This is a genomic window from Sphingobium psychrophilum, assembly GCF_012927105.1.
In the GTDB taxonomy this organism is placed as follows: Bacteria; Pseudomonadota; Alphaproteobacteria; order Sphingomonadales; family Sphingomonadaceae; genus Sphingobium; species Sphingobium psychrophilum.
In genome coordinates, this window is record NZ_JABBFV010000022.1 from 1 (window position 1) to 19032 (window position 19032).

The 19032-nt window shown below is 62.8% G+C and carries 16 protein-coding genes, 1 tRNA gene and 4 pseudogenes; 15 read left to right on the forward strand and 6 right to left on the reverse strand.

The window, feature by feature from the left end; all coding sequences use genetic code 11:
- Positions 1 to 113: 113 nt before the first annotated feature.
- The 3 genes and pseudogenes from HHL08_RS20765 to HHL08_RS20775 all read left to right on the forward strand — a co-directional run.
- Positions 114 to 1262: pseudogene (locus tag HHL08_RS20765) on the forward strand (Tn3 family transposase); the annotation flags it as partial.
- 88 nt (positions 1263 to 1350) lie between these two features.
- Positions 1351 to 1905 carry a nucleotidyltransferase family protein gene (locus HHL08_RS20770; RefSeq protein WP_169574879.1) on the forward strand — a complete coding sequence of 185 codons (555 nt, stop codon included), beginning with the start codon at positions 1351 to 1353 and terminating at the stop codon, positions 1903 to 1905.
- Positions 1906 to 2002: 97 nt separating this feature from the next.
- A complete protein-coding gene (locus HHL08_RS20775; RefSeq protein ID WP_169574880.1) occupies positions 2003 to 2359 on the forward strand; it encodes a hypothetical protein in 357 nt (118 codons plus the stop codon).
- Between the two features lie 298 nt (positions 2360 to 2657).
- On the opposite strand, the gene HHL08_RS20780 is transcribed toward HHL08_RS20775, so the two are convergent.
- Positions 2658 to 2933 (reverse strand): HU family DNA-binding protein, encoded by a 276-nt coding sequence (locus tag HHL08_RS20780; RefSeq protein ID WP_169574881.1) that lies wholly within the window; start codon positions 2931 to 2933, stop codon positions 2658 to 2660.
- Between the two features lie 346 nt (positions 2934 to 3279).
- On the opposite strand from HHL08_RS20780, the pseudogene HHL08_RS20785 reads away from it, so the two are divergent.
- The 5 genes and pseudogenes from HHL08_RS20785 to HHL08_RS20805 all read left to right on the forward strand — a co-directional run.
- Positions 3280 to 3402 (forward strand): annotated as a pseudogene (locus HHL08_RS20785) (DUF736 domain-containing protein); the annotation flags it as partial.
- A pseudogene (locus HHL08_RS20790) lies at positions 3402 to 4487 on the forward strand (type IV secretion system DNA-binding domain-containing protein); the annotation flags it as partial. The pseudogenes HHL08_RS20785 and HHL08_RS20790, both read left to right, overlap by 1 nt.
- Positions 4484 to 4822 (forward strand): annotated as a pseudogene (locus HHL08_RS26320) (relaxase domain-containing protein); the annotation flags it as partial. The pseudogenes HHL08_RS20790 and HHL08_RS26320, both read left to right, overlap by 4 nt.
- A gap of 445 nt (positions 4823 to 5267) precedes the next feature.
- Entirely contained in the window at positions 5268 to 5819 is a 552-nt protein-coding gene (locus HHL08_RS20800; protein ID WP_235955203.1) for a lytic transglycosylase domain-containing protein, read from the forward strand.
- Positions 5820 to 6150: 331 nt separating this feature from the next.
- Positions 6151 to 6390, forward strand: a complete 240-nt coding sequence (locus HHL08_RS20805; protein ID WP_328804714.1) for an excisionase — start codon at positions 6151 to 6153, stop codon at positions 6388 to 6390.
- A gap of 210 nt (positions 6391 to 6600) precedes the next feature.
- Here HHL08_RS20805 and HHL08_RS20810 read toward each other — a convergent pair.
- From HHL08_RS20810 to HHL08_RS20820, 3 genes are all read right to left on the reverse strand, one after another.
- Positions 6601 to 6675 (reverse strand) — tRNA-Glu (locus HHL08_RS20810).
- A 377-nt stretch (positions 6676 to 7052) separates the two neighbouring features.
- Positions 7053 to 7853, reverse strand: coding sequence for a SapC family protein (locus HHL08_RS20815; protein WP_169574883.1), 801 nt, complete (start codon positions 7851 to 7853; stop codon positions 7053 to 7055).
- A 135-nt stretch (positions 7854 to 7988) separates the two neighbouring features.
- Positions 7989 to 9428, reverse strand: coding sequence for an FAD-binding oxidoreductase (locus HHL08_RS20820; RefSeq protein WP_169574884.1), 1440 nt, complete (start codon positions 9426 to 9428; stop codon positions 7989 to 7991).
- Positions 9429 to 9505: 77 nt separating this feature from the next.
- On the opposite strand from HHL08_RS20820, the gene HHL08_RS20825 reads away from it, so the two are divergent.
- Positions 9506 to 9940 carry a hypothetical protein gene (locus HHL08_RS20825; RefSeq protein WP_169574885.1) on the forward strand — a complete coding sequence of 145 codons (435 nt, stop codon included), beginning with the start codon at positions 9506 to 9508 and terminating at the stop codon, positions 9938 to 9940.
- 125 nt (positions 9941 to 10065) lie between these two features.
- Complete coding sequence (locus HHL08_RS20830; RefSeq protein WP_169574886.1) at positions 10066 to 11562, forward strand: DEAD/DEAH box helicase; 1497 nt, start codon at positions 10066 to 10068, stop codon at positions 11560 to 11562.
- Between the two features lie 213 nt (positions 11563 to 11775).
- On the opposite strand, the gene radC is transcribed toward HHL08_RS20830, so the two are convergent.
- The gene (radC, locus tag HHL08_RS20835; protein ID WP_169574887.1) at positions 11776 to 12471 is read right to left on the reverse strand and encodes a RadC family protein; all 696 of its coding nucleotides are present in this window, start codon (positions 12469 to 12471) and stop codon (positions 11776 to 11778) included.
- Positions 12472 to 12631: 160 nt separating this feature from the next.
- On the opposite strand from radC, the gene HHL08_RS20840 reads away from it, so the two are divergent.
- From HHL08_RS20840 to HHL08_RS20850, 3 genes are read left to right on the forward strand one after another with little or no spacing between them, the layout of a single operon-like run.
- Positions 12632 to 15859, forward strand: a complete 3228-nt coding sequence (locus HHL08_RS20840; RefSeq protein WP_169574888.1) for an intermembrane phospholipid transport protein YdbH family protein — start codon at positions 12632 to 12634, stop codon at positions 15857 to 15859.
- The gene (locus tag HHL08_RS20845; RefSeq protein WP_066601632.1) at positions 15856 to 16044 is read left to right on the forward strand and encodes a YnbE family lipoprotein; all 189 of its coding nucleotides are present in this window, start codon (positions 15856 to 15858) and stop codon (positions 16042 to 16044) included. The genes HHL08_RS20840 and HHL08_RS20845 overlap by 4 nt, the downstream gene beginning before the upstream one ends.
- The gene (locus tag HHL08_RS20850; RefSeq protein WP_169574889.1) at positions 16041 to 16442 is read left to right on the forward strand and encodes a YdbL family protein; all 402 of its coding nucleotides are present in this window, start codon (positions 16041 to 16043) and stop codon (positions 16440 to 16442) included. Before HHL08_RS20845 ends, HHL08_RS20850 begins: the two co-directional genes overlap by 4 nt.
- A 929-nt stretch (positions 16443 to 17371) precedes the next feature.
- On the opposite strand, the gene HHL08_RS20855 is transcribed toward HHL08_RS20850, so the two are convergent.
- Positions 17372 to 17677, reverse strand: a complete 306-nt coding sequence (locus HHL08_RS20855) for a metalloregulator ArsR/SmtB family transcription factor (protein ID WP_169574890.1) — start codon at positions 17675 to 17677, stop codon at positions 17372 to 17374.
- Between the two features lie 192 nt (positions 17678 to 17869).
- On the opposite strand from HHL08_RS20855, the gene HHL08_RS20860 reads away from it, so the two are divergent.
- Together HHL08_RS20860 and HHL08_RS20865 are read left to right on the forward strand one after the other, a co-directional pair.
- Positions 17870 to 18193 carry an AtpZ/AtpI family protein gene (locus HHL08_RS20860; RefSeq protein ID WP_169574891.1) on the forward strand — a complete coding sequence of 108 codons (324 nt, stop codon included), beginning with the start codon at positions 17870 to 17872 and terminating at the stop codon, positions 18191 to 18193.
- Between the two features lie 48 nt (positions 18194 to 18241).
- The gene (locus HHL08_RS20865; protein WP_088182781.1) at positions 18242 to 19027 is read left to right on the forward strand and encodes a F0F1 ATP synthase subunit A; all 786 of its coding nucleotides are present in this window, start codon (positions 18242 to 18244) and stop codon (positions 19025 to 19027) included.
- The last annotated feature ends 5 nt before the right edge of the window (positions 19028 to 19032 follow it).

The following is a 19032-nucleotide window of genomic DNA, read 5'->3' on the forward strand; positions in this document are numbered from 1 at the left end:
GATCAATTCTTTCCGCGTTGCCATGCTCATCTTCCTCATCGTTCCCTCCCGACCGTTGCCGGGAGCATTCTAGATGAGGCAACGGCCTGTCACTCAGGAGCAAAAAGGGTGAGGCAATGCGGCTGCTCGCGGCAATCCTCGCCGACGGCACCAATCTAGGTCTCGCGCGCATGGCCGCAGCCAGCCAGGGCGTTACGCGCGACCAGCTGGTCTGAACGAAGGACGCCTATGTTCGCGAGGACAGCTACCACCGCGCTCTCGCCATCCTCGTCGATGCGCATCATCGCCTGCCGATCACCTCGACATGGGGAACGGGCACCACATCGAGTTCGGACGGCCAGTTCTTCCGGGGCGGCAAGCGGATGGCGGTCGGCGATATCAACGCCCGGTATGGCGTCGATCCCGGATTCAGCTTCTATACCCATGTCTCCGACCAGCACGCGCCGTACAGTGTCACGGTCATATCCGCGGCGACGCATGAGGCGCCCTATGTCCTCGATGGCCTTCTCCATCACGGCTCGTCGTTGAAGATCGCTGAGCATTATACCGACACGGGCGGCGCGACCGACCATGTGTTCGCGCTTTGCGCGATGCTGGGATTTCGGTTCTGCCCACGCCTGCGGGATTTCCCCGACCGGCGTCTGGCCGCGCTCGGCCCTGTGGCCTCCTATCCGGCGATCGGTTCGCTGCTCGGCAAGCGCGTGAAGACCGACACGATCCGCGAGCATTGGGGAGAGGTCCTCCGCCTCGTCGCCTCGCTCAAGGCGGGGCACGTCGCCCCATCGGCGATGCTGCGCAAACTGGCCGCATACGAACGCCAGAACCAGGTCGACGTCGCCCTCCAGGAAATCGACAAGATCGAGCGGACCTTCTTCATGCTCGACTGGCTGGAAAACCCCGATCTTCGGCGGCGCTGTCAGGCTGGCCTGAACAAGAGTGAGCAGCGTCACGTTCTCACACAGGCGATCTGCACGTTCCGCCAAGGCCGGATTATCGACCGGACGCACGAGACGCTGCAATATCGCGCGTCCGGTTTGAACCTGGTGATCGCCGCGATCGTCTACTGGAACTCCACATACATCGCCGATGCAGTCCAGCATCTGCTTTCAATCGGCGAGGCGCCCGATCCGGGGTTGCTCGCACACACTTCCCCGGTCGGTTGGGAGCATATTGCATTCTCCGGCGACTTCCTGTGGGATCGCGCAGCCGAAACCGTCCGCCGCAAGCCCCTCAATATCGCAGGCGACGGTAATCCCCGCTAAGCGTTCGCAAATGTTCTGCCTTGCCGTTGTTTAGCGTCAAACCAGCGCTCTGCCCTCCAATTGGCGAACATGCCATTAGCTTGTTTCGATGGCCGCCTCACGCATAAGCTCGATCCTTCGTGCAGATCCGCTCCGCTGGCATCTTCTGGGTGTGGTCGAAGCGTTAAACTTGCCAGACTGCTGGATCGGAGCGGGCTTTGTGAGAAACGCTGTATGGGATCATCTTCATCAGCGTTCTATAGCGCCACCGGATGCAGACGTTGATGTGATCTGGTATGATCCGCATCGCGCCGAGGCGGCAGAAGATCGAAAATTCGAGGCCCACTTGCAGGCTCTGGAGCCTTCGATCATCTGGTCAGTAAAGAACCAAGCTCGAATGCATGGTCGGAACGGCGATGCTCCTTACGCTTCCGCCACCGACGCCATGCGCTACTGGCCGGAGACCGCGACGGCGGTTGCCGCCCGGAGACGTGGATCGGATGGCTGCGATATCGCGGCCCCTTTTGGATTGGACGATCTGCTCGATCTTGTTTTGCGCCCAACCTCGCGTTTTCGCGTCGAAAAGCGCACAATCTATGAGGATCGGATACGCACCAAAGGATGGTTTAGCTCTTGGCCGCTTCTCACAAGGGCCGAGGGCTAATCCGGTAATCCGTGTGTTCTCCGGCTGATCACGATACCCGTCGTCAGCTTGCGGCCCTCTGGCATCATGTTATGTGTGGGGATGAAAGGACCGGCGCATGGTCGTTATCATCTTGGCCGCTGCCATAGGGCTGACAATGATCTTGTTGTCTGTTCGCGCCAACTCGCGCTTCCGGCAAGAGCGGAAGCTTCCGATGCAATGGATGCTTTCGCGATCACGACCTCTGTCCAGCACCGTAATTTGGTCCGCCCCCCGCATTTTTGCTCTCAGCCTCGTTCCTGCTTTGGCGATCTTAGTGCTGGCGCTATTCGCGATTGGCTCTCTCACTCTCACGCCGAGGCCCGGCCAAGAAGGGATGATGATACCGTCCCTGATATTCATTGGGGGCATCTTCCTCGGAGCTCAAATTTTGCACCTTCGTCTGATTGAGAAAACTTTGCGCGGCGCGGAATAGCGTTCGAGCCGTCGCTGTTACACGGAAATCACGTGTTTTTCAGAGGCCTCCGCTACCGGGATTTTGTCGACAGCGCTGCAGCGCAATGATTATCACGGCGCCGCTGGCCATCCGGCATGGCAATTGGCAGGTTTATCCGAAACCCGACACTCGCCGTCGTGCGCAGGAACGGCGGTTTTGTCCCAAAATTGTGACTCGGGCCGGGATGACGGAATTTATGTCCAAGGCGCGAGAAGGGCGTCGCGGAGGTTTTCAAAGGGGGAAGAGGCGTCCCGCATCCGGGACGCCTCCAACTCAATCAACCGTTCAACTGATCCTTCACCGCTTTGGCGGGCGTGAAGGTGAGCTTTTTCGACGCGGCGATCTGAATGGTCGCGCCAGTCGAAGGATTGCGACCTTCGCGCGCCGGGCTGTCCTTGACCTTGAACTTGCCGAAGCCGTTCAGCGAGACTTCGTCGCCCTTGGCAGCGGCTCCGGTGATATGCGCGAAGACGGCATCAACGTACTTACGGGCGTCCGCCTTGGTCAGGCCGTGTTCGCTGGCAAGGGCTTCGGCCAGGTCGCTATTGTTCATGTCGCATCCTTTGTGATTGAGAGGCGGTCGCTTTAGGGGCTGCGACCGCCAGTTTGAAGTGCGATTTTAGAGGATGGTGGTTGGATACACGTGCGCTCAGTTCATCGCGATAGCGGCGCTGTCTCTAAAAAGTCGCGCAGGTCAGTGCTGATGAGCGTCTGCGAGATCCGAACAGCGATGGGTAGGAGGGATCTATTTGCTGCGTTGGGTAGAGTTCGGGGCGCGGAAGGCTCCTTCGGGAACGGCGATCGCGCCCGACGGACGCCCCGCGTGTGAGAGGGGAGAAGGATCTTGGAGAGTGTCGCTTTCGGATGGTCGAGAGCGGCTTTGCCAAGGAGTTAAGGTTATGAATATCGGTGAAATCAAGCCCGTGAACGGTCGTCTTATCGGTCATATCGCGACCCGTTCGATCGACCTGCCGCGCCTGGGGCTCCGGCCTGTCGAAAGCACCAACGAGCGCGCGCCGGTCTGCGGAGCCCTTTGAAGACGCTGGCCGCGTTCGCGGAAGGGACGGATGCCGCCGCCTTCATCTCGATGGAGGGGGACCGTACATCCGCGGGCATTCGCGCCGAACTGGCCTCTGTCATGCGCAGTTTCTCCTATCTGGATGATACGCTCGACGGCTTCTCCGTGCGCGACTGGGTGGCCAATGAAGAGGATGACAGCTGGCTGTTCATCACGGTGAAAGCCGATCAGCTTCCCTCGCTCCGGCCCCTCGTCACCGTCTGGCTCGACATTGCGATCAGCGCGATCATGAGCCTTCCGCCGGACCAGAAACGCCGGCTCTATTGCGTCATCGATGAGCTGCCGACTCTACAGCGTCTGCCCTCGCTCAGCGACTTCCTGGCGCGCGCCCGCAAATATGGCGGATGCGGCATATTGGGATTCCAGTCCTACCCGCAGCTGGAGGCAACCTATGGCATACAGGATGCGGCCGCGATCACCGGTTACTGCTCGACCTGGGTGGCGCTACGCGCGAACGATACTCCTACGGCCAAGCATGTGTCGGAGAATTTGGGCCAGGTCGAGCAGGTCGAGGCCAATGAGGGCATGTCCTATGGGGTCAACGACATGCGGGACGGCGTCAATCTCTCCCGCATGCAGGTCACCCGCCCACTGGTCATGCATACCGAGGTCACGAACCTTCCCAACCTGTCTGGATTTCTCCGGTTCGGAAGAAATCTGCCTGTCGTCCATTTCCGGGATCGGTATAATGGATTGCCAACGATCGAACCGGCGTTCATCGAGCGAACGGAACCTGCAAAGCGGTTTGAGGAGGGCAACGCTCCGCCTCCCCAAGAAAAGGCGCCGCAGAGAAAGCGTCGTCGCTCTGGGAAGGATGCGAAGCCCGAGCCGCAACTTCCCTTGGACGGGAGCTCACCCGAAGGAGCAACTGCGGGTGAACCGCCTGCGCACAGGGCCAACGAAGTTCTGAAGCAGGAAGGGGACTCGCCGAACGCCGAACCGCCCAAGCTCCTTGGGCCGAGGAGCGGCTTCAATCTCCACAAACACAGCCGCTCCAACGGTGAGCGTGACGATGCGAGGCCGGCATGATGCATCCGCGCCGCCTCAAGGGCTCTCCGGGCAACATCGCCCGCTATTACACTGTCGGGGATTATTATACGAAAGGAGATGCGGAGACCTCTTCCTGGGGCGGTTCGCTCGCCAATGAACTTGGTTTGCACGGAGAGGTGGATACCGCGCAGTTCAATGCGCTGCTCAGCGGCGCTGTCGGCGACCAGCAGCTAGGGCGTCGACGGGCAGGCGGGATTGATCACCATCCTGGGTGGGACTTTGCAATCAGCGCCCCCAAATCAGTATCGATCATGGCGCTTGCCCTTCGCGATGAGAGAATAGTTGCGGCGCATGACCGCGTCTATGTGCTGGCCCCCGTGGCGTCTCCACTCGTCAATGGGTCGAACTTTTACACCGCCATCACGCGAGCCCGGTACGGCGCCAAACTCTGGACGGAAGACCCCAGGAAGCTCATCGCAAAACTCGAAGAGCGGTCGGGCGAGAAGACATCGGCGCTTGAAGGTGTGGGCCGGCTGGAGCGCGATCACAGCAGGCGCTTTGCCGCACGGAACGAGGCACGGCTGAAGGGCCTAAGGCTCGAACAGGTTGAGGAGCGGCGGAAGGCAGAGGGTAGGGCGCTCGCGCGCAAACTTGATCAGCGAGAGCCGGACCGCGGAATTGCCGGACGTCTCGCAGGCAATGCCCGCTCACTGTTCGAGACGCTCGACCGTCATTTGCAGACGCTTGCCGGGAATCGGCAAGCCCATGCGTCCAAGGCGGAGGACCGTGCCACAGCCCGGAACATTGAGGAGCGATCGCATGGTCACGATCGGTAAGCGGATAGCCGCCCTGATGGTGCTGAGCATCTGGCAATCGGAAGGTCTTGCAGCAACGTCTGGTCATGATGCGGCCGATGAACGGAGGGTCGCCCATTGCATCAGGCAAGCAGCGGGTGGGCAGAAATGGCTCGAAGTGACCCTGTGGGGACTACGCGACCAGGAAGGAGGATGGATTGGCGCTGCAGTGCCGAACCGCAATGGGAGCCACGACTTCGGGACTTTCCAGATCAACAGCTGGTGGGTGCCCAAAATCGCAGAAACGCTTGATCGTTCACCAGAGGACGTTCGTCATTGGTTGCGTTACGATCCGTGTTTCAATGCCAACGCAGCCCGGTGGATTTTCGTTGCTGCGCTCGCTTCCACCGGCAGCTTTTGGAAGGCGGTCGGCGTCTATCACAGTCCGAGTTCTGATCGCCAGAAGCGATATGCCCGCAGCGTCGCGCAGCATCTGAAGCGCCGGTTTGGCGAGGCGATTTTCTCGCCTTCCCGCGCGGGGGCATTGGAGGAGGAGTTCGCTGAGCGAACAAGATGACCGGCAGCCTCGGTCATCTGAGCCTGCAGCAACGCTATCAAGAAAAGCCGATGTGATGCGCGTAGTGCACATGTTCCGATTCGAAATTCATTTGACCAGCCCTTTCTCGGGCACCTTGGCGGCGTGCCGCGCTGGCGACACCATCCGGCGTAAGGCTCTGGACCTACGGCTCTTTCGGTACGTTCAAGAGCCTCGTAAACGATGAGCCATCGGCGCGCGCGCATTTCGCCTCCCCAAACCGGTTAGCTTAGGACTTCCAATTCGGCGTAGTTCCGGTAGATTGAGGAGGCTTCATCCCATCTGGCAGACTCCAACTAGGAGCCGTTTTGCCGTGCGAAAGAGCCTGCCAAGATTTAATGCGCCACTTCCTGTCGAGAAGTCGAAGCCACCAGCGCTCATCGATCCAATCAGCGTAAGGATCGCGGTAGCGGTGACAATGACGGGGTTAAGCCGGTCCCGCCTCTATGAGCTGATCAAATCCGGCGAGCTGGAGATCGTGAAAGATCGAAGTTCGACTTTGATCATCGTTGCAAGTTTGCGTGAGGCAATCGAGCGAAGGCGATCACGCTGAAGCCCGGACAAGAATGCAGGGCGGGCGGCAGGCAGGTGGTGCCTCGCGCTTCATACCGATGGACAGCCGAGCGAGCGCCGACAGACTACGAGGCAGCTCATCAAAAATTTTTCCGAGCGCGTCCTACTCAATCCCAGGAAGTCAAAAGGACAAGAAATAGACAAGACGGTATTTCTGGGCCAACCTCAAGAGCTAAGTCATTGAAAATATTGGTGACCCCTACGGGAATCGAACCCGTGTTTCAGCCGTGAGAGGGCCGCGTCCTAACCGCTAGACGAAGGGGCCATGGACCGCGCTGGGCGGTCGGCAGGGGCTGGCCTTTAGGCAGGGGCATCCATGGCGTCAAGCGAAACCGCAGGGCATTCATCCCGTCCGCGGCATAAAACCGCCCTGTACAGGGCCCGGCCAGTCACGCCGTGTAAAAAACCATCCGTTCAGACAATGGTCGGCACCTCACAGAAAAAACCACCCCATGCAGAGCATGGGGTGGCCAAGGTTCAGGGAGGAGACGCCTCCAAAGGGGGAGGCGCCCATACGATACACCCGAAAGGGGGGCAGGTGCACCGCATGATTGATAGATAGGGCAGCTCGCATCGCCTTACAAGAGGGGATGCGACGCCCTTTCCATCAATTTTTCAAACCCTTTCGGGTTAATTTCTCATTCAGGCGCCGGCCACTTCCGGGGTCGCTTCCGCCGTGGCTGGCATGGCGATCGGACCCTTGCCCTGCGCCACCTGCGCTTCGAAGATTTCGCGCATCAGTTGGAGCGAGAACAGGTGCGCGTGGATCAGTAGCAACATGCCATTCTGGTTGATCTTGCGCAGCTGGTCGCCGCGCAGGTCGCGCAGCTTTTCCTCGTTGATCATGCGGAAACCACGATAGACGAAGGGCTGATCGGCGACTGGGGTCTGGATCGCGACTTCGCCGTCCATCAACAGGTCGAGTTCCTGCAGATCGCGCACGAACTGACTGGTGCGGGCCGCAGCCTGCTCAAAATCCTCGCAGAATTTCATCACGCCCTGGGTCTGCTCGCTCGGCTTGCCGTCTTCGAACAGCGGCTTGCCGTCCTCGAACGCGCCGATCGCCGGGCTGGTGGGATCGAAGCAGAGCGACAGGTCGTCGCTGTCGGGGCGCAGCTTGGCCAGCATCCAGGGATAGCGACGGACATAGGCCGGGACATAGGCCGGACCGCGCAGCTTGCCGTCTTCGTCCACGAAGATGTTGACGCCTTCATTCAGGCCCATCAGCAGCAGCGGCACCGAATCCGTGCCGGCCGAAAAGATGATCGGGGCAAAGCGCTGGGCGGGGACGAATTCGTCGATGGTCAGCGGAATGGCGTGCTGCGTCGTCAGGAACGGGGCCGAATCGATCTGGCGGGTGCGATAATCGACATGGTCCACGCTGCTCAGCGGCAGGAGATCATTGTAGAAGATCGGCAGGTTGTTGGCGGGCGCGCTGGCCATGGTCCGGGTCCATTCTGTCAATTTGCGGCCGCCTTTTATGTGCGCGCCGCGGGCTGAATATTGGGGCAGGGCGATAATGGCCTTGCCGGTTGGTGGCAATCGGTTTGTCGGCGGCCCGTGTTCAGCTTGCCGCCTTCAGCCTTCGCCGGGCAGCGGAATGAGCTTGCCCGGATTGAACAGCCCTTTGGGATCGAACGCCGCCTTGATCGCACGCAACGCCCCGATCCGCGCCGGGCTGGCGAGGCGGCCCAGTTCCGCGCGCTTCATCTGGCCGATGCCATGTTCGGCGGAGATCGAGCCACCCGCCGCGACGACCGCATCATGGATGAAGCCGTTGATCGCCTGACCTTCCGCCGCGATCCAGGCCGGACCGTCGCTCGTCCCCTTGGGCGCGCGCACATGGAAATGGACGTTGCCGTCGCCCAGATGGCCGAAAGAGGACGCCGTGGTGCCGGGAAAGCGCGCTTCCGCCGCCGCCGCCGCATCTATCATGAAGGCGGGCATCTTCGCCACCGGCACGCTGATATCATATTGCAGCGCCGGACCCTGCGCCTTTTCCGATTCCGACAGCGATTCGCGGATGCGCCAGAAGGCGTCGGCCTGCGCCTCGTTGGCGGCAAGCGCGGCGTCGATGGCGATGCCTCGTTCGAACGCTTGCGCCAGCGCCGCCTCCAGCCGATCGGCCGGTCCAGGTTCGGACAGGTCGGCATGGTCGACCTCGATCAGCACATGCCAGGGCGTGCGCGTTTCGATCGGTGATCTCGTGCCGGGGATATGCCCCAGTACGAAGCCCAGCGTCTCGTCGGCGATCACCTCGAACCCCTCCACGCTGTCGCCCAGCATGGTTTCGGCCAGCCGCAGCAGCGCCAGCGCGTCGGCCGGCGTCTGTACCCCGACCCAGCCCACCGCCCGCGCGGCGATGGCGGGGACGAGCCGCAGCGCCGCGGCGGTGACGACGCCCAGCGTGCCTTCCGCCCCGATCAGCAACTGTTTGATGTCGTAACCGCGATTATCCTTTTTGAGCGCATCCAGCCCGTCGAAGATACTGCCGTCCGGCAGCACCGCCTCTATCCCCTCGACCAGCGCGCGCATCGTGCCATGGCGCAAGACCTGCGTGCCGCCGGCGTTGGTCGATACCAGCCCGCCGATCGTAGCGGACCCCTTGGCCCCCAAGCTCAGCGGGAAGCGCCGCCCCTGTTCCTCGGCCGCATCGTGCAGCACGCTCAGGATGACGCCGGCCTCGCACACCGCCAGATTGTCGTCCGGCGACAAGCTGCGAATCCGGTTCATCCGCCGCAGCGACAGGATCAGCGCCGATCCGTCGGTCGGCGGGGTCGCGCCGCCGACCATCGACGTATTGCCCCCCTGCGGCACCAGCGCCACGCCCAGTTCCGCGGCCAGCGCCACGGTCGCGGCGACCTCCTGCGTGGAGGCTGGTGCCAGGATCGCGGCGGCCGCTCCATGATAGCGCCCGCGCCAGTCGCTGACCCAGGGGGCGATGTCGTCGGGATCGGTGACAACCCCCTTGGGGCCGAGCAGGGCGATGAAGCGGTCGATTATATCTTGTCCAATCATGGGACGCACCTATCCCCGGAATTCATCGACGGTTCAACCACCGCTCGATAGCATCGCGGCCATATAAGGGGTCCGTCTTGGTTCATTCCATATTGCTGCTGCTTTCCGCATCGACCGGCGACCCGGTCCAATGGGCGCAATTGTCCATCCAGCAGCGCGTCATCATCCGCGTGCCGATGACCCGAAAGGGCCGGGCGCCGGCGCGCATCGCGCCGGATGCGCGTGAACAATGGCAGGAAAAAAAGGGACCGCGTTGCATAGCGCTACGGTCGATTCGCGGCGGCAGCATCGTCGTGAAAAACGGCGTCGATCTCGTTCTGGCGGACAATCACCGCTATCGCGCTCGGCTGGAAAAGGGCTGCGACTCAGTGGGCTTCTATTCCGGCTTCTATGTCGAACCGGACGAGGATGGATCGCTCTGTTCGGGGCGGGACGAATTACAGGCGCGCAGCGGCCTGAGCTGCGCAATCGAGAGTTTCCGCCGCCTCATCCCGGTCGAAGAGGAAGATTGATCCGCGGCCATAGCCCGGCAACTGCGCGATTTTCTTGACAAGAGGCCGATATTTCCGCAATGCGCGGCCGATTTCCGTCTCGCATGCGCGCTGGGCGGACAAGCCTCCTGTTCCCGGACCATTGAATGACTTTTGCCGATCTCGGCCTTTCCGACGAATTGCTCAGGGCCGTAACCGAATCCGGTTACGACACGCCCACCCCCATTCAGGCGCAGGCGATCCCCTCCGTCCTGATGATGCGCGACATTATCGGCATCGCCCAGACGGGGACGGGAAAGACCGCCAGCTTCGTGCTGCCGATGATCGACATCCTCGCCCATGGCCGCAGCCGCGCGCGGATGCCGCGTTCGCTGATATTGGAGCCGACGCGCGAACTCGCGGCGCAAGTTGCCGAGAATTTCGAGAAGTACGGCAAATATCACAAACTCTCCATGGCGCTGCTGATCGGTGGCGTGTCGATGGGTGACCAACTCGCCGCGCTCGAAAAGGGCGTAGACGTGCTGATCGCGACGCCGGGCCGCCTGATGGATCTGTTTGGTCGCGGCAAGATTATGCTGAACGGCTGTTCGCTGCTGGTCATCGACGAAGCCGACCGGATGCTCGACATGGGCTTCATCCCCGATATCGAGGAAATCTGCACCAAGCTGCCCGCGCAGCGCCAGACGCTTCTGTTCTCCGCGACTATGCCGCCGGTCATCAAGAAGCTGGCCGACAAATTCCTGTCCAACCCCAAGTCGATCGAAGTCGCGCGCCCCGCCAGCGCCTCGATCAACATCACCCAGCGGCTCGTGAAGGTCGATTCGCGCAAGAAGCGCGACACCCTCGCCAAAATGCTGCGGGAAACCGACGTCACCAGCGCGGTCATCTTCTGCAACCGCAAGACGACGGTGCGGGACTTGAACAAGAGCCTGCAACGCGATGGTTTCAAGTCGGGCGAGATACATGGCGACATCGACCAGGGATCGCGCATCGCCGAATTGGAACGCTTTCGCGCCGGCACCGTCAACATTCTGGTCGCGTCGGACGTCGCGGCGCGCGGGCTGGACATCAAGGGCGTCAGCCATGTGTTCAACTATGACGCGCCCTGGCACCCGGACGATTATGTCCATCGCATCGGCCGCACTGGCCGGGCGGGCGCGTCGGGCGTCGCCTACACCTTCGTTACCGAAGCCGATGCCGAGGCGATCGACAATATCCAGAAGCTGATCGGCACCAAGATCGAGGTCGTAGGCGCCGCCGATGTCGTGGCATCGGCCGAACCGGCGAAGGACGAACCCGCCAAGGCCGAACCCGCCCGCGCCCCGCGCGGCCGCGGCCGAGGCGCACGCCCCGCCGCCGCCCCGGCTCAGGAAGCGCCGATCGAAGCGGCGGCTCCCGCTCCGGTCCGCGAAGAAGCGCCGCGCGAAGAAAAGGCCCGTGAGGAGCGTCCACGCGAAGACCGCCCCCGCGAGAATCGTGCACGGGAAGATCGTCCCCGTGACGACCGCCCCCGCGATTCTCGCCCCGACCGCGCCGCCGCCGCGCCGCCGCCGCGCCGCCGCAACGAGCAGGCCGATGACGGCCCGGACGATGGCTGGAATGGCCCGATGCCGGAATTTCTCAACTTCGGTTTCAACGGCTAACGCCGTTTGGCATGGGGCGGAAACCTATTCCTGTCCTATTTTCTCGTTCCATGCCATCATGCACCCGTCTTCCGGCGTTCTAACGACCGCTTTACGATAGGATCGCCACCGCCTAACAAAATGACAAGATGAGCGGGAAATGTGCGAAGCTAAGCGCTGATATCGTTCATCCCGGCCGCCACTTTCGATGCACGGTCCGGCTGTTCGGCCTGCCTACAACAACCCTTGCGCCCGCAAACTCGCATGACCGCTCGCCGCCATGATGATATGATCATGCACGCTGATCCCCAGTCGTTTCCCTGCCTCCACGATCTGCCGCGTGATGTCGATATCCTGCCGGCTGGGCGACGGATCGCCCGACGGGTGGTTATGCACCAGGATCAGCGCCGCTGACCCCAATTCCATCGCCCGCTTGATCACCTCGCGCACATAGATGGCAGCTTGGTCGATCGATCCGTCGCCCATATGATCATCGCGGATCAGCATGTTGCGGCTGTTGAGGTGCAGCACCCGCACCCGCTCGACATGCAGGTGCGCCATATCCGCGCGCAGATAATCGAGCAACGCCTGCCAACTCGCCAGCACCGGCCGCGCCGCCACTTCGTTGCGCAGCATCCGCAGCGTGCTCGCCTGTACGATCTTGATCGCGGCGATGCTGGTGTCGCCCATGCCGGGCACGCGGGCGATCGCCTGCCAGTCGGCGCTCATGAGGCCGCCGATGCCGCCAAATTCGCGCAACAACGCCTTGGCCAGCGGCTTGGTGTCGCGCCGGGGTATCGCCAGCGCGAGGAGATATTCGATCAGTTCATGGTCGTGCAGCGCGTCGCCACCGCTATCGGCCAGCTTCTGCCGCAACCGCGCGCGATGGCCGACGCCGTCATGCGCGGTCTTTTCGTCCTGATCCGCCAAACTTTCGTCCCCTTCACTGGCCCGATGACGCTATGCGTTGCGGAATCGCGGAGCAAGGATATTTAAGGGCCCCAAGACGTTATGGTGCCGTTACGGGCCAAGGCTATCATAGTCCCAATATCGTAATCATTCTCGCAGCAAGCCGGGGTTGGCCATAAGCATGGAAGAACAGGACGGCGAAGAGACGGTTCGCCGGGCATGGCTGCGCTGGCTGGGCGTCGGCACCGGGTCGCTGGCACTGGTGCTGGTGGCGCTCTGGACGCAACGCGCGCCGATCGCGGAGAATTTCGTCAGCCGGGAACTCAACCGGCGCGGGGTACAGGCCAATTATGACCTGGTCGATGTCGGGCTGCGCACCCAGCGGATCGAGAATATCGTGCTGGGCAATCCGGCCAAGCCAGACCTGACGGCGCGCTGGGTGGAGGTCGACATCGCCTTTGTCGGCCTGACGCCGCAGGTCGCGGCGGTGCGGGCAGGGGGCGTGCGGATGCGTGGCTCCCTGCATGACGGCGTCCTGCGTCTGGGCGAACTCGATAAATTCCGCGATCCCGATTCGACTGCGCCCTTCAGCCTGCCCGACATCATCGTCGCCCTCGCCGATGCGCGGCTGACGCTGGATTCAGACGCCGGGCGCGTGGGTATGCAGATCGACGGCGATGGCAATCTCCAGTCAGGCTTCCGCGGTAGGCTGGCCGCAGCGATGCCGCGCGCGTCGCTGGCTGGCTGCGGCCTGTCGCAAGCAACGGCCATGCTCGATATCGCAATGCGCCAGGGCCAGCCCCATCTGTCCGGTCCGCTGCGCGCCAACGCGGTCGCATGCCGCGAGGCCGGCGCGGCGATCGCCCGGCCGGTCGCGGCGATCGACCTCAACCTTGGCCAGGCGCTCGATCGCTGGAGCGGCCATGTCGATCTGTCGGGCGAAGCGTTCAGGGGCAATGGCCTGGTGCTGGCGTCGCCCGATGGCCGCATCGATTTTGACGGCACGGCCGCGCGCACCGGCGGCAAAGTCCGGCTGGGCGCGAAGGCGGTCACCGGACGCGGCGCCTTGCTGCGCGACGCGCGCCTGATCGGCGAGTGGGTGATCGGCACCGAAGGCACCAGCCTGAAGGGCGCGCTGTCGGGGCAGGATATCCACCTTGCCGGGCGCGATCGCCTGGCCGGTGTCCGCGCCGCTGCGGCCGGAACGCCGGTGGGGCCGCTCGCCGCACGCTTTGCCGATGCGGTCGAACGCGCGGGCCAAGCCAATCGCCTTCATACCCGATTCGCCCTGGTGCAGAAACAGGGCAGCGGCAGCGTCGTCATCACTGACGCTGCCCTCGACGCGGGCAGCGGCGCGCGGATCGGCCTCGCGCCCGGCGCGCTGGCGACCCTGGCCTGGCCGGGCAAGGTCGGCGGACTGGACTGGGCGCTGGACGGCGCGCTGACCACGGACGGCGGCGGCTTGCCCAGGGGCGCGCTGCGCCTGAAGCGGCGACCGGGCGGCGGTTTCGGCGGCGAATTATTCGTCGATCCCTATGCGGCCGGCGACGCCCGCATGGCGCTCGACCGGATGCGCTTCACGGCCGACGCCAACGGCGCGACCCGCTTTTCCACCGCCGTCCGGCTCGACGGTCCCTTGCCCGATGGACGCCTGCGCGGCCTCAGCCTGCCGGTCGAAGGGCGCATGGCCGCCAATGGCGCGCTGACCATCAACCCCGGCTGCGTGCCGGTATCGCTGGTCGAGGCGCGCTACGGCAATTTCGCGCTGGGCCAGACGCGCCAGACGCTGTGCCCGGTCGGCGGCGCGATGTTGGCGACCGGGCCGGGCGGCATCAGCGGCGGCGCGGAAATCCGCAATCTCGCCCTCAATGGACGCAGCGGCGACAGCCCGATGCGCCTGACCGCCGATCAGGCGCGCGTGGCGCTGGGCCGCACCGGCTTCGCGCTCGCCAATCCGGCGCTGACGATCGGCCCACAGGACGCGCCGGTGCGCCTAGCCGCCGCGGCGTTGGACGGCGCGCTGACCAAAGACGGGTTCGGCGGCAAGGTGACGGGCGCGGGCGGCCAGATCGGCAGCGTACCGCTGATCGTCGAGCAAGGCGCAGGCGACTGGCGCTTCGCCAAAGGCGCACTGGCGTTCCACGCCGCCATGACGGTGCGCGATTCGCAGGGGCCCGCGCGCTTCACTCCGCTCTCGGTCCCCGACTTCGCGCTGACCCTCAAGGATGGCCGCATCGCCGCCACCGGCACGCTCCATGCGCCGCGCAACGGCGCGACCGTCGCCCGTACCTACATTGCCCACGACCTGTCGAGCGGGAAGGGCAATGCCGACCTCATCGTCGCCAACCTCGTCTTCGGCCCCGGCCTCCAGCCGGAGGATGTGACCCCGCTCGCGCTCGGCGTCGTCGCCAATGTGAAAGCAACTGTGACGGGGCAGGGGCGCATCGACTGGACCGGATCGGCCGTCACCTCCACCGGCACTTTCCGCACCGACAACGCCAACCTCGCCGCCGCTTTTGGCCCGGTAGAGGGGCTGTCGGGCGAAATCCGCTTCACCGACCTGATCGGCATGGTCACCGCGCCGGGGCAGGAAGCGCGGATCAAGTCGGTCAATCCGGGCGTCGAAGTGCGTGACGGCATCATCCGCTATCGGCTGGAGGCCGGGCAGAAGGTGCGGATCGAAGGGGGCGGCTGGCCCTTCTCCGGAGGCGAACTCTCGCTGCTGCCCACCACCATGGATTTCAGCGCGGACGTCGACCGCTACCTGACCTTCCGGGTCGTCGGGCTGGACGCGGGCGCCTTCATCCAGGCGATGGAACTGGACAATATCTCCGCCACCGGCACGTTCGACGGCATCATGCCGCTGATCTTCAACGCGCAGGGCGGGCGCGTGGCCGGCGGCGTGCTGGTCGCCCGCCAACAGGGGATGCCGCCGCTCATCATGCCCGAAGGGGTGCTGCCCTCCATCCCCTGCGATCCTGGCCGCCAGTCTGGTGTATTGTCCTATGTCGGTCCGGTATCGAACGAACAATTGGGCGTCATGGGCAAGATGGCCTTCGACGCGCTTAAAAATCTCCAATATAAATGCCTGACCATCCTGATGGACGGTGCGCTAGACGGCGAAATGGTCACCAACGTCGTCTTCAACGGGGTCAATCGCGGCCAGTTGGGCAATATACCCAGCGGCATCAGCCGCAGCTTCATCGGCCTGCCCTTCATCTTCAACGTCCGCGTTTCCGCGCCCTTCCGCGGGTTGCTTGGCACCGCCCAATCCTTCATCGACCCGTCGCAGCTGATCCAGAACAGCATCGGCGACAAGGTGCAGCAGGAGATGAAGGTCAATGGCAACAACGGCCTTGCGGTTCAGCCTGCGGAAAGCGACACTGTGCCAAACGGGGAGCAGAAATGAAGATACAGGCAATCATGACAGCGGCTTTGACCGCTTCCGCGCTGGGGGGCTGCATTCAGGTGAAGGCGCCCGACAAGCCGATCGAAATCAACCTGAACGTCAAGGTGCAGCAGGAAGTCGTCGTCAAGCTGCAACGCGACGCGCAGGATCTTATCCAGAATAACCCGGAGTTGTTCCCGCAATGACACGCAAGATATTCATGTTCGCCGCCGGCGCTGTGATTGCGCTGGCCAGCGGCTTCGCCATGACCGCGCCCGCGCGCGCCCAGTCCGGCCCCGTCGCCGCCGCCATGGCGGCCGGCACGGTGGGCGAGCAGGCGGACGGCTATCTCGGCATCGCCGGCACGGTCGGTGCGGATGTGCGATCGGAAGTCGAATCGATCAACATCAAGCGCCGCGCCGCCTATACGCAGTTGGCGGGCCAGCGCGGCGTGACGGTGCAGGATGTCGCCGCCGCCACCGGTTGCCAGACGCTCAGCAGCCGAGTGAAGCAGGGCCAGGCCTATCGCATCGGCGCAGGCGCTTGGCAGACCAAGGGCGCGGGCGCAATTGCATTGCCGGGCTATTGCGCGACGGCTGGTTGATCGCAGCGGGTTAGAGAATGCAGGAAGGGCGCGGTGGCGATGTCACCGCGCCTTTTTGTTTGCGGCAAATCCTCGCCGGAAAGGGGAGGTGGGGCACGAAGCGCCTCGGAGGGTTAGAGTGCCTCCACACCCGTATTCCATGCCGCTAACTACCCCTCCGTCACGCCTTCGGCTCGTATCACGGAGACACATGGCTCCGTTGAACTCTCCTACTAGGACGGAATTACCGGAAACGACCATTGTCAGTCATCATTGCGGCGGCCCCGGCGTCCTGCGAGCCGTCATTCCATCACAATTTGACCGCTTGCTTTTCCATTTGGAACCGCAGGCGCTATCGTGGGATTGCGCGGGTAAGATCGGCCATCGAACCTTAGGCGAGCCTCGTAGGCCTGTGCGATGCCACCCCCAGCAACCCGTACGCCCAAGTCGCTCCATCCATTAGTGGACGTGGCGAGGACCCGAATAGGCGGCCGAGTCACTGAAAGCGTCGTGACGACGAGATAGCTTCCCGCATGGGGTGTCAGAACATATAGCCGACAGCCGCCGCTGCCGCAGAAACGGGCCTCGTCAGCGTATACGATGATCTCAGGTTTGTTATCGCCGTTCAGATCGGCCGAAGCAGCCCGATAGCGATCAAGCTTAAGTTCGTATTTGATAAACGCTCTCGCCTTAATCGGCATAGGAACTGGCATAGATGCCGAAACGCTCGCAGATATAAGCATCAGAAGCATCTTCTTCTCTCCATCAACAAATGTCCGCTAGCGAAGATATAAGCGCGGGCGCAACCCGTCCGCAATCCACCCAACCTCGCCACGCATCCCAACGTCATCCCGGCCTTGAGCCGGGATCCCGCGTTTCTTGATCCGCGCAATAAGCGGGATGCCGGGTCAAGCCCGGCATGACGGAAGACAAATATCCCCCAATGCCCCTCAATCCCGCCCACGCCGCCGCGGCCTAGCCTCCACAATCCCGCGCGCCTGCGTGCAAAAGGGGGCCAGGAAATCATACAACTGCCCGGTCAGCCGATCCGTCACCAGCGTATAGAGCACATATTGCCCGCGTTTCTGTTCTCGCACCACGCCTGCCTCTTTCAGCAACGCTAGATGGCGCGAAATGGACGGCATCGCCATTTCAAAATTGTCGGCGATCTCGCCCACGGTCATTGGCTCCTGCGCCAGATGATGCAGGATGCGGCGGCGCGGTTCGGACGCCAGGGCCTTGAAGATCTTGTCCATTCTTATTTAGCTAAATAGGAAAATGACTAAATGCAAGGGTGCGACCCGGCATAGTCCGAAAGGCCGATTTCCCGCCTTTTGCGCGGGGTTGACACTCCCTCTAACCCTTTCTAGAGGGGCCTCGCCTTGACGGGTGCAGCCGCAAGCGCCATGCCGAACGCCACGGGCTCAATCGCCTGATGGAGACGATGCATGGCGGCGGATACACCCGGACAGGACCCGGCGGGCGAGGACTCGCGGATCGCTTCCCTTGAGGAGCGGATCGCGCAGGCCGAGCAGGTCGAAAAGGTCAGGCAAGGAGCCACTGTGCAAGCGGCGGACGATGGTTCGCGGTTGGGCAACAGGGTGCTTGCGGAACTGATCGGCGGTCTTGTCGGTGGCGCGTTGATCGGCTGGGTTCTCGACCGGCTGCTTGGCACGACGCCTTGGCTCCTGCTCGTCTTCCTCGGTCTTGGGATCGTGGCGGCGTTCAGGAACATCATCAGATTGACGACGACGAAGCCGCCCAAAGAATAAGGCAGCTTCGCTCATAGTCCGAAGACATTAGGCGTTACAGGGGTCAACGTGGCAGAATCCGGCAAGATCGATCCGATGCACCAATTCGCTATCGAACCCCTGTTCGGTACGGATCATTGGTCGCTGGGCGGCTTCAACATCGCCTTCACCAACAGCGCGCTCTATATGGTGCTTGCCGCCGTGGTGCTGTGGATCTTCGTGATCGGCGGCATGAAGCGCGAACTGGTCCCCGGTCGCTGGCAGATGGCGGTCGAATATATGACCGGCTTCATTAAGAACCTGCTGATCTCCAACGTGGGTGAAGGCGGCAAGAAATATATTCCCTACGTCTTCTCGCTCTTCATGTTCATCCTGCTGGCGAACCTTCTGGGCCTGCTGCCGCTGGGCCTGGTCGGGCTTCACCCCTTCACCTTCACCAGCCACTTTACCGCGACCGGCGTGCTCGCGATCATGAGTTTCTCGATCGTGCTGATCGTCGGCTTCTGGAAGCATGGCCTGCACTTCTTCTCGCTGTTCGTGCCGCACGGCACGCCCCTGGCGATGATCCCGGTCATTTTCCCGATCGAGCTGATCTCGTTCATGGTGCGTCCGTTCAGCCTGGGCCTGCGACTGTTCGTCGCGATGACCGCCGGGCACGTTCTGCTCAAGGTTCTGGCCGGCTTCGTCATCAACAGCTCGAACGCGGGCATCGGCTACGGCCTGACCGTCGGCAGCGCCAGCTTCGTCCTGATGATCGGCATCAGCGCGCTGGAAATGCTGGTCGCGGTCATCCAGGCCTATGTGTTCGCGCTACTGACATCGGTCTATCTCAACGATGCCGAGAACCTGCACTAAGTTTT

Coding starts and splice junctions, on each gene's coding strand:
- HHL08_RS20770 (WP_169574879.1), top strand. CDS start 1,351: ATGGCCGCCTCACGCATAAGCTCGATCCTTCGTGCAGATCCGCTCCGC.
- HHL08_RS20775 (WP_169574880.1), top strand. CDS start 2,003: ATGGTCGTTATCATCTTGGCCGCTGCCATAGGGCTGACAATGATCTTG.
- HHL08_RS20780 (WP_169574881.1), bottom strand. CDS start 2,933: ATGAACAATAGCGACCTGGCCGAAGCCCTTGCCAGCGAACACGGCCTG.
- HHL08_RS20800 (WP_235955203.1), top strand. CDS start 5,268: ATGGTCACGATCGGTAAGCGGATAGCCGCCCTGATGGTGCTGAGCATC.
- HHL08_RS20815 (WP_169574883.1), bottom strand. CDS start 7,853: ATGGCCAGCGCGCCCGCCAACAACCTGCCGATCTTCTACAATGATCTC.
- HHL08_RS20820 (WP_169574884.1), bottom strand. CDS start 9,428: ATGATTGGACAAGATATAATCGACCGCTTCATCGCCCTGCTCGGCCCC.
- HHL08_RS20830 (WP_169574886.1), top strand. CDS start 10,066: ATGACTTTTGCCGATCTCGGCCTTTCCGACGAATTGCTCAGGGCCGTA.
- HHL08_RS20840 (WP_169574888.1), top strand. CDS start 12,632: ATGGAAGAACAGGACGGCGAAGAGACGGTTCGCCGGGCATGGCTGCGC.
- HHL08_RS20845 (WP_066601632.1), top strand. CDS start 15,856: ATGAAGATACAGGCAATCATGACAGCGGCTTTGACCGCTTCCGCGCTG.
- HHL08_RS20850 (WP_169574889.1), top strand. CDS start 16,041: ATGACACGCAAGATATTCATGTTCGCCGCCGGCGCTGTGATTGCGCTG.
- HHL08_RS20855 (WP_169574890.1), bottom strand. CDS start 17,677: ATGGACAAGATCTTCAAGGCCCTGGCGTCCGAACCGCGCCGCCGCATC.
- HHL08_RS20860 (WP_169574891.1), top strand. CDS start 17,870: ATGGCGGCGGATACACCCGGACAGGACCCGGCGGGCGAGGACTCGCGG.